Source organism: Pantoea sp. E956-1 (genome assembly GCF_982223955.1).
The window spans coordinates 42,071-54,285 of record NZ_CEUYZP010000013.1 but is presented as its reverse complement, the minus strand read 5'-3'; the positions used below and the strand labels follow the sequence as shown (position 1 = coordinate 54,285).

Below are 12,215 nucleotides of genomic sequence, written 5' to 3'. Positions count from 1 at the left end.
AACATTGCAGGGATTGCTGAATGAACACTATCCGTACCTGTTGCCTCCTGATGCTGTTGGCCGTAATGACCGTCGGTTTAACCGCTGTTCCGGCCATTGCCCGACCCGACATGCGACCGCTGGGCAAGAACATCGCCGACACAGGTTCCGCCTGGTATCGCTTCCAGAGTAAAAAGTTTGTCTCACAGGATGGGGAACGGCACTATCGGGTGTGGCTTGCTATTCCCAAAACCGATGCGCCGCCAGGCGGCTATCCGGTGCTCTGGCTACTGGATGGCAATGCGGCGATGGCCCATTTGACAGAACCTCTGCTGAAAAAGCTGAGCAGCGGCACGCCGCCAGTGCTGGTAGCGGTGGGTTATGACACTCATTTGCCCTTTGATGTGGTGGCGCGTAATTACGACTACACCCCACCTAATGATGCGCCGGATACTCTGGTCATTCAGCCTCAGGGCCGTAAAGGGGGAGGCAGCCATCAGTTCCGTCAGCTGCTGCTGAACACAATTGTCCCGTGGGCAGAGCGCCATGCGCCCAGCAATCCGCAGCGGCGTGCGCTCTGGGGACACTCCTACGGCGGACTGTTCGTGCTGGATACCTTCTTTCATGCCGCCTGGTTCAGCCATTACTTTTCGGCTGCTCCCTCGCTGAGCTGGAATCAGCAGCGCATTCTTACCCTGGCCCGACGCGCCGACGCCGGCCCGCTTAAACATCTGTCACTCTATCTGATGGAGGGTGATGGCATCACCGAACGCCGAACCGGCCACGCTGACGATCTTCAGCAGGAAGAGCGTACGCTTACCGACATCCTGCGCCCGAGTGGTGCCAGACTGATTCTGTCGCGTTATCCCGGTCAGAGTCACGGCCAGATATTACCCTCATCGCTGGTGGATACGCTGGAGATAGTTTCCGGTAGCCGGGATTGATATCTGACCAGGCATCGCGGCATGATGGTGGTTCATCATCTGCCCGGAGTTCACGCATGAATCGTCCGCTACAGATTGGTCTTTTGCTGTTCCCTGATGTGACTCAGCTCGACTTAACCGGCCCGTGGGAGGTGTTTGCGCGCACGCCTGGTCTCGAATGCCATCTCATCTGGCAAGATCGTCATCCGGTGCGTTCCGATCGCGGCCTGTCGATATTGCCGACCACTACGTTTGCCGATTGCCCGCCACTGGATGTGATCTGTGTGCCTGGCGGGCCGGGACAGATAGCCCTGATGTCGGATGACATCACGCTAAATTTCCTTCGCCAGCAGGCCGATCAGGCGAAGTGGGTTACGTCAGTCTGTACCGGTTCGCTGGTGCTGGGTGCCGCCGGATTGCTAAAGGGATATCGTGCGACCTCGCACTGGAGTTCCGTCGACCAGCTGGCACTGCTGGGCGCTGAGCCGGTCAGTCAGCGGGTGGTGCGCGACCGCAATCGTATCAGCGGCGCAGGTGTCACCTCTGGCATCGATTTTGCCCTGACGCTGGTGGCAGAAATTGCGGGTGACGCAGTTGCGAAAGCGGTTCAGCTGCAGATGGAGTATGATCCCGAACCGCCGTTTACCAGCGGTTCGCCGCATACCGCACCGCCACAGGAAGTGGAGCAGGCGCGGGCGAAAATGGCTGAGTTTCTTGCCACTCGCCGTGCGGCCACCGAGCGCGCCGCCCTGCGGCTACAGGCTGATTAGCTTACTGACGCCGGGGATGCGCAACAGCAGCAGTGACAGCGCCATTGAGAAGATTAACGTCAGGGCGATGACCAGCAGTTTATCACCCAGCGTCTGGATGCGGATTGCCGCCGCCAGCAGGCCAAAAATCAGATAGTGCAGGATATAGACGCCGGTCATGGTTTTACCCAGGGTCGTCAGAAACGGCGTCAGCCACTGGATTTTTTCCGGCAGGCGAATGGCGTTAATGCTGATTACAATCAGCACCACCAACAGATAAACCTGCGAGCCCGTCAGCACCACATCATTATGGGTGGCCAGAAAGCGCGCAAGAAAGTAATGACGCTCATACAGCCAGGTAAAGAGATAAACCGCGGGCAGCAGCAGCAGGCTGATCTTTATCACTCTGGGTGATGTCAGCAACTGCATCACGCGCGGCGCGGCCATCAGCCGACCCGTGAGGTAATAGAGCACCCAGGTCCAGATACGGTATTGCGGGAGCAGCGAAAAAGCCCGCTGGCCCGGATAGAGGCTGGCGAGCAGGTCATAAGCAAAGGCTAACACCAGCAGCAGAAAAATACCGGATGCCATCAGCCCTGGCCGCTGAATGAGACGGTCAATCAGCGGATGCGACACGTAAATCACAATCAGCGCAATCACAAACCACGGCTGTATCAGATAGCCCTTATGGTGCATCCCGGCAAACCAGAAAAAGCTGAACCAGAAGATAAAAATCAGCAGAATGCGGCGAATTTTGCCGAGCTGCCACGCGGGTGTATGCCGCTCACCGGCGTCCATATAGCCGCTGAGCAGAAAAAAGAGTGGCGTGGCGATCGTCGAAACAAAGCTCAGTACGTTCAGCGTCAGATCGATGTCGTAATGGTAGCTGTCGTAGCTCTGGTAAAGCGTGAAAAACGAGACGGCGGTGATACAGGCCAGCGTCTTCAGCATTGCCAGTCCGCTCTTATTCACCGTGCGCCTCCCGGCCATGGAAGCAACGATAGATCACCGGCAGCACCAGCAGAGTCAATACTGTCGCGAATCCGAGGCCAAAAATAATGACCACCGCCATGCTCTGGAAAAAGACGTCGCGCAGCAGCGGCAGCAGGCCCAGAACCGTGGTGAAGGCGGTCAGCAGAATAGGACGCAGACGTGAGGTCGCCGCATCAATAATCGCCAGCTGCAGCGATTTCTCCTGCCGGAACAGCCTGATCTCCTCAATCAGCACGATCCCGTTACGGATCAACATGCCCGACAGGCTCAACAGCCCAATCAGCGCCATAAAGCCAAACGGAATACCGGTGAACAAAAAGCCACAGGTGACGCCAATCAGCGCCAGCGGCACGGTGATCCAGATAGCGACGGCGTCGCGCAGCGAGTTAAACATCAGCACGGTAATGATGAACATCGCCAGGAATCCCACCGGCAGCGAACTCAGCAGCCCACTCTGCGCTTCACGGGAACTCTCCAGTTCACCTCCCCATTCAAGCCGGTAGCCTGCCGGGAGTTTAAGCTGGTCGATCTGTGGCTGAACCCGCGCCACCACCTGCGCGGAAGTTAATCCTGAGGCGGGATCGGGATCGGTCTGCACCGTCAGCACGCGCGTGCGGTCGCGGCGCATAATCAGCGGATTCTCCCACTCCAGCCGGAAGTCAGAAATCACATTGCTCAGTGGCACAACGTGCTGCAGGGCGGCGCTCCACAGCTGAATATTCTCGATGTGATCGACACTCTGCCGCTCTTCATCAGCCGGATAGAGCATCACCGGCATCAGCCGGGAACCGTCACGGAAAATGCCCACCGCGTCACCGCTGAAATTCATTCTCAGCGCCTGATCGATGTCACGCTTATCGATACCCAGTTCCTGACCACGCAGCGCCGAATAGACCGGGCGGATCACTTTGCTGCGCTCCTGCCAGTCGTTGCGCACCGGGAACGTTGAGCCATCCGCCAGGAAAATGGCATCCAGCTGGCTGCCGATGTGGCGCAGTACGTCGGGATCGGGGCCGATCACCCGCAGGGCAATGGCGCTGTCACTGGCGCTGCCAAACTGGATACGTTTGATGCGCTGATTCACCTGTGGGAAGTTCTGCTCAATATACGCCTCGGTTTTCAGCGCCAGCGCATCAAGCTGTCGGGCATCCTTAACCCGCACCATAATCTGAGCGAAGTTGCTGTACTGCCGTGCCGCGTCATAGGTCAGGGTAAAGCGAAGAGCGCCCTGGCCCACCGTCGTTACCGTGGCTGCGACCTCAGGATCCTGATTAAGGAACCGGGCAATGTCCGCCGCTGTATTCGCGGTGTAATGAATATCGGTGCCATAGGGCAGCCAGAGATCGGTGAAAAAGACCGGCGTGCTGGAGGAGGGAAAAAAGTTCTGTTTCACCAGGGTAAAGCCATACAGCGACAGAGCCAGCAGTGCCACCATTACCGTCAGCGTGGTCAGGCGGAAACGCAGCAGGCCGCCCAGCGCCTGACGATAAAGCCGGAAGACGATGCCCTGATAAGGTGCGGAGGGCTCGGTTTGCTCAGGCTGAGCCGTGCTGCGGCGCTTTTCACTCCAGTTGATAAACACCGGCGTTAAGGTCAGCGCCGTGATCCAGCTCAGCATCAGTGAAATCAGCAGCACCTGGAACAGCGATTTACAATATTCGCCGGTCGAATCCTGCGACAGACCAATCGGCGCAAAGGCGAGAATCGCAATCACCGTAGCACCCAGCAGCGGCAGGGCAGTGCGCCGTACCATGCGGGCAATGGCCTGCTGTAAAGGGTGCCCGCGCTGATGATCAATTTTGACCCCTTCGACCACCACAATGGCATTATCCACCAGCATGCTGAGCGAAATAATCAGCGCGCCCAGTGACACCCGCTGCAGCTCAAGTTTAAACAGGTACATGATCAGGAGTGTGCCGAGCACATTAAGCGCCAGCGAGGCGGCAATCACCATGCCGCTGCGCAGACCCATAAACAGCAACAGCGTTCCCACCACAATCGCCAGCGCCATCAGGAAGTTGAGGATAAAGCCATCAACCGACTGTTTCACCTCATGCGCCTGGTTATAGAACACCTTCAGGCTGATACCGGCGGGCGTATCCTGCTGATAGTGCGCCATTCGTGCAGACAGCGCATCGCCAACATCAATTACATTGACACCGGGCGCGAACGAAATGCCGATAGCCAGTGCCGCTTCACCGTCTGCAAAGTAGATATTGGACGGATTATCGGTAACACCACGTGTCAGGGTGGCAATATCGCGCAGATGTACATTCTGCGGGCTGCCAGCAGGCAGAATCGGAAGGTTAGCCAGATCGTCAAGCGTCTGCAGTTCGCCGGTGGGATGAAAACGGATCGATTCGCTGTCGACCCGCAGCGTTCCGGCACTGGCAACGCTGTTATTCCGGCTCAGCAGATCGGCGACGCGCTGCGGCGTCATACCATAGGCGGTCATTTTGCTGGCGGAGAGAGCGATACGGATCTCCTCCTGCTCGACGCCCGCTATCGCAACTTTAGCGACGCCAGGCACCAGCACCAGATCGCGCCGCAGCTGATCGGCGTAGTTGCGCAATTCGCTGTTCGTAAAGTCTTTACCGTGGATAACGAAGAAGTAGCCATATACATCGCCGAAGTCGTCGTTAACCAGCGGAGCCTGAACGCCTGGCGGGAACTGCCGGGCCGCATCACCGACCCGACGGCGTAACTCATCCCAGATTTGTGGCAGCTGATCGGCCAGATAGCGGGTATGAATATTAACGGTAATCTGCGACAGGCCATTGCCTGAAATAGACGTAACATTGTCCAGCGACGGCAGACGCTGCAGCGCATTCTCCAGCGGCAGTGTCACCTCTTCTTCGACCTGCTGCGCGGACGCGCCAGGATACTGTGTGACAATCACCGCCGACTTGATAGTAAACAGCGGATCTTCGAGGCGGCCAATGTTGAGCAGTGCATAAATGCCGCCCACGCCCAGCAACAGAATGACCATCCAGATGCGAATGGGTTTATCAAGAAAATGCTCCTGAATACGCATTATAACCCCCGCTCGCGCTGCCAGATGCGCACTGCTTCACCGTCATGCAATTCACTCACACCGGCGGCAACGATACGGTCGCCCGGCTTAAGCCCACTGATGATTTCAATGCCCTGGGCGGTGAGACGACCCACTTCGACAGGTCGATCTTTGATGCGCAGCGCCTCGCCATCCTGCTCAACCAGCCAGACGTGCGGCTGATTGGTGGGGCTGCGATCGGGATTAAATACCGCTGCCGCAGGCACGACCAGCCGCGGCTGGGCAGGGGCATTCGGCAGGTTATGCAGCTTAACGCGCACCGAGCCGCTGAGACCGGCAACGCCAGGGAGATCAGCCGGACGCGGCATCGTCAGCACCACCTGATAGGTCAGCGTGGCGGCATCGGTCTGGCTGGTGTGCTCTTTGTATTGGGCGGTAAAAAAACGGCCTGGCAGGGCGTTAAACTGCACCTCAGGCTGATAGTCAATATTCTGGATATCGAGGCTGGTGAAGAGAGTTTCGGGCAGCGTAAAGATGACGTCGAGCAGATCGGCACGGGTCAGCAGCGCAATGGGCTGTCCGGCGGCCACAACCTGATGATTACGCGCCTGTACCCTTGCAATCACGCCATCAAACGGCGCGCGAAGGCTAAGAAACTGTAACTCCTCCTGTGCGATTTTCAGCGCAGTCGCGGCGGCATCGCGATTAGCACGCTGCACATCCATTTCAGACTTTGAAACGGCGCTGCGCTGGGCCAGCGTATTGAAGCGCTGAAATTGTCGCTCCGCCAGTTGCAGTGCAGTCTGGCGGTCGCGTACCCGTAGTTTCGCATCTGCATCATTCAGGGTAGCGAGAAGCTGTCCCGCTTTTACGGGCGTTCCGTCACGAATATCAAGCTGTACCAGCTGGCCTGCCCGTTTAAACGCGAGATCGGTATTATCACCCGCCTGAATACGCGCAGGAAATATCCGGATATTTTGAGCAATGTCCGACTCAAGGGTGAAAACTTTAATTACGCGGGGCGGGGGAGCATCCGGTTCTTTTTTTTCATCACACGCTGTCATAAAAAAACAACAGAGCAAAATGAGGATAACCTTGCGTTTAATCATTTTGTTCGCCTTAACATCAGCTTTTAAACAGCGGTTTAATAAGCATTAAGGCGTAATAAACCCTTATGCTTATCGCGGCCGGGATAAAATTATTTTTAATCTACGGTATATTAGTTTAACGAAGCGGCAGGGCCGCTTCGCCTGAATCGGGTTACGCCGAGATCTGAGAGACCACCAGCCAGGTCAGTAAACCCACCAGAGTCGTTGCGGCGACCGCGAGAATAACGAAACCGCAAAGCACAATAATGCTCTGTTTTTTCATCAGAGTTTCCTTTTGCGAGCCTGAGTATAAGCCGATGCACACTGCATCAGCATACTTAAACCTTAGCTAAACAAAAACAACGTTGTCATTCTCATAATATAGGTTAGATTTAATTTAGCCATTTTATGTTATTCGTCAGACGTTTCTTACGTAAATATGATATCGGTCATTACCTGCAGGAGGGGCTGCCTGCAAAATGCATGTCTTTTAATTGCGCCTTTAATTCATCGCTAAATGGCACGAGGTTTATATATGCTAAATAATGATAAGCAGGATAAAGCGTTAGCTTTATCTGAGCGCCCCTGGTATCAGCGTAGTGTGGCAGAGATATTCTCTGACCTGCAGAGCTCATCAGCAGGATTATCCACCGCCACTGCGCAGGAACGCCTGCAGAAACACGGTCCCAATGCCCTTCCGCAAAAAGCTGAGAAATCGGCTCTGCTCAAATTCATCGCGCATTTTAAAGATGTGCTGATCTATATTCTGCTGGCCGCGGCGGTGATCACCGCGATCATGGGGCACTGGGTCGATACCTTTGTCATTATCGGCGTGGCCGTCATCAACGCCCTCATCGGCTTTATTCAGGAGAATAATGCCGAGAAGTCTCTGAAAAGTATTCAGAATATGCTCGCCAGTGAAGCGATGCTGGTGCGGGACGGCAAACAGGTCACAGTCGCGACGCGCGATATTGTGGTCGGTGATGTGGTGATGTTACGCCCCGGCGACAAAATTCCGGCTGATTTGCGCCTGTTTGAGGTCAATAATCTGCGGGTTGAAGAGGCGATTCTCACCGGGGAGTCGACGGTGGTGTCGAAGAATACCGAGACGCTGAGCGGTGAAAAATCGCTGGGCGACCGTCTCAACCTGGCTTTTTCTGGCACCACCGTCAGTTCCGGCACCGCTGCAGGCGTGGTGATCGCCAGCGGCGGTGATACTGAGCTGGGCCATATCAACGAAATGATCAGCGGCATAAAAGAGGTTAAAACCCCGCTGCTGGTGCAGATCGACAAACTCGGTAAAGCGATCTTTTTCATCATCCTGCTGATGATGGTCGCCCTGTTTATCTTCGGCTATCTGCTGCGTGACATTCCACTGGGCGAGCTGTCGCTGTCCGTCATCAGCCTGGCGGTTGCTGCGGTTCCGGAAGGTCTGCCTGCCATTATCTCTATCATCCTGTCACTGGGTGTGCAGTCGATGGCGCGTACTCAGGCGATTATCCGTAAGCTGCCGACTGTTGAAACCCTGGGTGCGATGTCGGTGATCTGCTCTGATAAAACCGGCACGCTCACCATGAATGAGATGACGGTGAAAGCGGTGGTGCTGGCGAAGAGTCGCTGGCGCGTCAGCGGAAACAGCTACGAACCTAAAGGGGAGATTGTTGCTGAGCAGGGCGAGGCCAGTGGCGTTTCTGCGGCACAGGATCCGCTGTTTCAGCAGTTCCTGCATGCGGTAGACACCTGTAATGAAAGCCAGCTGCGTCAGGAAAATCAGGGGCACTGGACGATTGTTGGCGGCCCGACTGAAGGTGCGCTGAAGGTGCTGGCGGCGAAGGGCCAGACGGCACCTCAGCCCGTTGAGGTGGTGAGCAAGCTGCCGTTCGATTCCCTCTATAAATATATGTCGGTCAGCTGTGTTGCTAACGGCGAATCTTATGTGCTGCTGACCGGTGCGCCAGACGTGCTGCTGACGCTATGCCAGCAGCAGCAAACACCGGAGGGTGCAGAGCCAATAGACCGTGCGTACTGGGATGCTGCCATCACTACCTACGCCAGCGAAGGGCTGCGCACCGTTGCTGCCGCCTGGAAGAAAACCTCAGCACCCGTTACCGCGCTGGATCATGCCGATCTGAAAAGTGACATGGTGCTGCTGGGTCTGGCCTGCATGATGGATCCCCCGCGTCCCGAGGCGATTGCCGCGATTGACGAGTGCCAGAAAGCGGGCATTCGCGTCAAAATGATCACCGGCGACCATCAGGAAACCGCGATGGCGATTGGTCAGATGCTGGGAATCGGCAACAGCCAGGCTGCTATTACTGGCTACCAGCTTGAACACATGAGCGACGCCGAACTGGCCGACGCGGCAAAAACCTATGACATTTTTGCCCGCACCAGCCCGGAACATAAACTGCGTCTGGTGAAAGCGCTGGAAGCGAGCGGCGAGATCGTCGGCATGACCGGCGACGGCGTCAATGATGCTCCGGCGCTGAAACAGGCCAACGTCGGTATTGCGATGGGTATTAAAGGCACCGAGGTGACAAAAGAGGCGGCCGATATGATTCTGGCCGACGATAACTTTGCCACCATCGCTGCGGCAGTCAAAGAGGGACGTCGGGTTTACGACAACCTTAAGAAAACCATCCTGTTTATCATGCCCACCAACCTGGCGCAGGGTTTGCTGATTATTATCGCGATTCTGATGGGCAATCTGCTGCCGTTAACCCCGGTACAAATTCTGTGGATGAACATGGCAACGTCCGCCACGCTGTCGTTTGGTCTGGCGTTTGAGCCTGCTGAAGCCAATGCGATGCGCCGGCCACCGCGCAATGTTAAAGCGCACGTGATGGACGCTTACGCTATCTGGCGCGTGGTGTTTGTCGGTCTGCTGATTTCAATCAGTGCCTTTGTGCTGGAAGCCTGGCTGCAACCGCGTGGCTACAGTGCCGAGTTTATCCGTACTGTGCTGCTGCAGATGCTGGTCACCGCGCAGTGGGCTTATATGCTTAACTGCCGTAACTCTGATGGCTTCTCACTGGATCGCGGTCTGCTGAAAAATCGCGGTATCTGGCTGGTGACGCTGGTACTGATTGCCCTTCAGGCGATCATTATTTATGTGCCATTAATGAACACGCTGTTTGGTACGCGCCCACTGCCGATCAACTACTGGCTGATTTCGCTGATTGTCAGCATCGCGATCTTCATCGTGGTTGAGATCGAAAAACGCCTCACCCGCGCATGGCGGGTGAAGACGCCATCACTGCGTTAATTCTGTCTCCGGGTCCTGCTGCGGATAGCTCGCCAGCAGGACCTTCTTAATCAGATAGGTCAGTGGAATAGCCAGTATCCCGCCCGTAATTCCCAGCAATGCCTGCCAGAACAGAAACGCCAGCAGTTGCGTGGTCAGCGCCAGATTGAGTCGTTTACCAATCAACAGTGGTTCGATTACCGAACTCAGGCAGAGGTTCAGCACCACAAAGAATCCTGCTACCGCCAGCGCGATCTGTAAATCGAACATGATGTAACTCTGGATCACCGGCGGAATGGCGGCCAGAAAGGAGCCAAGCACCGGCACGTAATTAAAGATGAACATCAGCACGCCCCAGAAAAAGGCAAACTTCAGCCCGATCAGATGCGCACCGACGCCCACGATTAATCCGCCCAGAATACTGGTCAGCGTTTTCACTCTGGCATACACAATAACGCTCTGAATTCCCTCCTGCAGCGCCAGATAATAGGCCTGATGTTTTCCCTTTACCCGCTGTTGCAGAGCAGCTTTCAGCAGCGGCATCTCATAGAGCATAAACAGCAGCATCAGGAACACCATAATCCACCATGAGATGACGCCAGGGATTTGCGTCAGAAACGCGGTGACGATGCGCACTATTGCCCCCGCATCCACAAAGGTCAGCAACTGGTCGGGCGTCATACCGATATCAAGCCGGGCAAAGGCCAGCGTCAGCTGTTCAAGCCGGGCCGCCAGCAGCACGGGCGCCTGGCGGCTGAGCTGCATTAAATCGGGCGTCAACACGGTTAACTTGAGGATAGTGACCACCATGATCAACAGCATCAGCATAATCACCAGCAGTGACGAGAAGATGCGCGGTATGCGGTTGTTTTCCAGCCGGGTGATCAGGGGATCAAGCATGATGGCCAGTAACATCGCCAGCAGTACCTGATTGATCAGCGGTGCTGCCAGATAAAGGCCGGTGAGAATAATGGTCAGGCAGGCGAGGATAAACAGCACGCGTGCCAGTGGCGGCCAGAGGGTAAACCAGCTCAGTCCCATGATTGGGCTCCTTCAGCAAAGATAAGCTGCAGTATAGATGAGGCTTAAGCTTCAGTGCTTTGCGTCAGGTCAGAGGGGGAAAGGCTTGTCTCAGGGCTTAAGAGACGATCATCGGCGGCTCCTGGCCCGTGTTCAACGCAGGAATGCGCGACCAAAAGCTATCCGGATAATTTATTTACGATCCGGTTTCAACCGACGATCAAAACGGAACGGAATGGCCTCAGCCTGTTGAACTATCCGGAAGAAATCGGGATGTTCAGGATTTAACAGATAGTTATATTCTACAGGAGAGAGGGCACTGGGAACACGCAACGCAACCGCATCGCAGGCAGAGCACCAGGCGTCTCCATAGTCAGCTAGTTCTGCCGGTGCGTCTTCATCGGCCCAGTTTGCAGGCAACTCAGTGATATCAGCGGTCTGAATCAGCGCATCGGGAACATCGATGCGCAGTAGTGTGAATGCGTCCAGGATGTGTGCTGAGTGCAGATGGACCAGTGTTTCCAGCAAAGTCAGCGAAGCTGTTTCAGAAACATAAACCATGGAGATGCCGATGCTGTTCCAGCGGCCACCCGCCTCTTTTGCGCCAAATCCCGTCCAGGCTGTCGAAAGATACTTCGTCTTGGTCAGCCTGTAGAGATTCAAGAGTAAACTCCGTGCTCCAGGCGCGTGATTAATTTCATAACCTCGTAAGCCCCGGTTTCCGATGCCATCAGTTCTGCGGGCATTTTCCAGCTCAGCGCCCTGTTAGGCTCATTCAACCATTTTTGCGCTTCATCCTTATCACCTTCGAACAGTTCAACCGCCCGATCAATAACGCGGATAATACGCACCAGTCGTTCACTTTGTTCAGCGCTGAATTTCGCTTTTACGCTGCGGCTGAACGTCGTGGAGGGAATACCGGACATTTTACGCAGGTCATTTTGTGTAATCTTCGCCCAGTTGACGATCAGGTGAGCTACATTGCCATCAAGGCCTTCATTAATCTGGCCCAGCAGGGCGACACCATCAGCGTTGTTCAGGCCTGCGGCCTGCCATAAGCGTGGCGGCCGGGTTTTATTCGCAGAAAAGCTGAATGTTTTCATCTGTCACCTCCAATTGGTCATTTAACTATAACCATTTGGTGTGAAGGGCGCAAATTTCAGGCTCTGAGAAAAGACGACGGCACATCAGGTAAGCAGTGAAACT

General features: G+C 55.5%; 9 protein-coding genes. 3 read left to right on the top strand and 6 right to left on the bottom strand.

Annotated elements, in window-relative coordinates; all coding sequences use genetic code 11:
• Positions 1-20 precede the first annotated feature (20 nt).
• Positions 21-923, top strand: coding sequence for an alpha/beta hydrolase (locus tag AC0T7J_RS22310; protein ID WP_473797185.1), 903 nt, complete (start codon positions 21-23; stop codon positions 921-923).
• A 56-nt stretch (positions 924-979) separates the two neighbouring features.
• A complete protein-coding gene (locus tag AC0T7J_RS22305) occupies positions 980-1,672 on the top strand; it encodes a DJ-1/PfpI family protein (RefSeq protein WP_473797182.1) in 693 nt (230 codons plus the stop codon).
• On the opposite strand, the gene AC0T7J_RS22300 is transcribed toward AC0T7J_RS22305, so the two are convergent.
• Genes AC0T7J_RS22300 through AC0T7J_RS22290 form a run of 3 tightly spaced genes read right to left on the bottom strand, consistent with a single transcriptional unit; the run spans position 1,658 to position 6,766 of the window.
• Positions 1,658-2,623 carry an acyltransferase family protein gene (locus AC0T7J_RS22300; RefSeq protein WP_473797179.1) on the bottom strand — a complete coding sequence of 322 codons (966 nt, stop codon included), beginning with the start codon at positions 2,621-2,623 and terminating at the stop codon, positions 1,658-1,660. The genes AC0T7J_RS22305 and AC0T7J_RS22300 overlap by 15 nt on opposite strands.
• Positions 2,616-5,678 carry an efflux RND transporter permease subunit gene (locus AC0T7J_RS22295; RefSeq protein ID WP_473797176.1) on the bottom strand — a complete coding sequence of 1,021 codons (3,063 nt, stop codon included), beginning with the start codon at positions 5,676-5,678 and terminating at the stop codon, positions 2,616-2,618. The genes AC0T7J_RS22300 and AC0T7J_RS22295 overlap by 8 nt, the downstream gene beginning before the upstream one ends.
• A complete protein-coding gene (locus AC0T7J_RS22290; RefSeq protein ID WP_473797173.1) occupies positions 5,678-6,766 on the bottom strand; it encodes an efflux RND transporter periplasmic adaptor subunit in 1,089 nt (362 codons plus the stop codon). The genes AC0T7J_RS22295 and AC0T7J_RS22290 overlap by 1 nt, the downstream gene beginning before the upstream one ends.
• Positions 6,767-7,280: 514 nt before the next feature.
• Between AC0T7J_RS22290 and AC0T7J_RS22285 the strand changes: the two genes are divergently transcribed.
• Positions 7,281-10,010, top strand: a complete 2,730-nt coding sequence (locus AC0T7J_RS22285; RefSeq protein WP_473797170.1) for a cation-transporting P-type ATPase — start codon at positions 7,281-7,283, stop codon at positions 10,008-10,010.
• Here AC0T7J_RS22285 and AC0T7J_RS22280 read toward each other — a convergent pair.
• The 3 genes from AC0T7J_RS22280 to parS form a co-directional block, all read right to left on the bottom strand.
• Positions 9,999-11,030, bottom strand: coding sequence for an AI-2E family transporter (locus AC0T7J_RS22280; protein WP_473797167.1), 1,032 nt, complete (start codon positions 11,028-11,030; stop codon positions 9,999-10,001). The two genes, AC0T7J_RS22285 and AC0T7J_RS22280, sit on opposite strands and share 12 nt — an antisense overlap.
• Before the next feature lie 171 nt (positions 11,031-11,201).
• A complete protein-coding gene (locus AC0T7J_RS22275) occupies positions 11,202-11,672 on the bottom strand; it encodes an RES family NAD+ phosphorylase (protein ID WP_473797164.1) in 471 nt (156 codons plus the stop codon).
• Entirely contained in the window at positions 11,669-12,112 is a 444-nt protein-coding gene (parS, locus tag AC0T7J_RS22270) for a type II RES/Xre toxin-antitoxin system antitoxin (protein ID WP_033760867.1), read from the bottom strand. Before parS ends, AC0T7J_RS22275 begins: the two co-directional genes overlap by 4 nt.
• Positions 12,113-12,215: the final 103 nt, after the last annotated feature.

Coding starts and splice junctions, on each gene's coding strand:
- AC0T7J_RS22305 (WP_473797182.1), top strand. CDS start 980: ATGAATCGTCCGCTACAGATTGGTCTTTTGCTGTTCCCTGATGTGACT.
- parS (WP_033760867.1), bottom strand. CDS start 12,112: ATGAAAACATTCAGCTTTTCTGCGAATAAAACCCGGCCGCCACGCTTA.
- AC0T7J_RS22290 (WP_473797173.1), bottom strand. CDS start 6,766: ATGATTAAACGCAAGGTTATCCTCATTTTGCTCTGTTGTTTTTTTATG.
- AC0T7J_RS22285 (WP_473797170.1), top strand. CDS start 7,281: ATGCTAAATAATGATAAGCAGGATAAAGCGTTAGCTTTATCTGAGCGC.
- AC0T7J_RS22310 (WP_473797185.1), top strand. CDS start 21: ATGAACACTATCCGTACCTGTTGCCTCCTGATGCTGTTGGCCGTAATG.
- AC0T7J_RS22295 (WP_473797176.1), bottom strand. CDS start 5,678: ATGCGTATTCAGGAGCATTTTCTTGATAAACCCATTCGCATCTGGATG.
- AC0T7J_RS22280 (WP_473797167.1), bottom strand. CDS start 11,030: ATGGGACTGAGCTGGTTTACCCTCTGGCCGCCACTGGCACGCGTGCTG.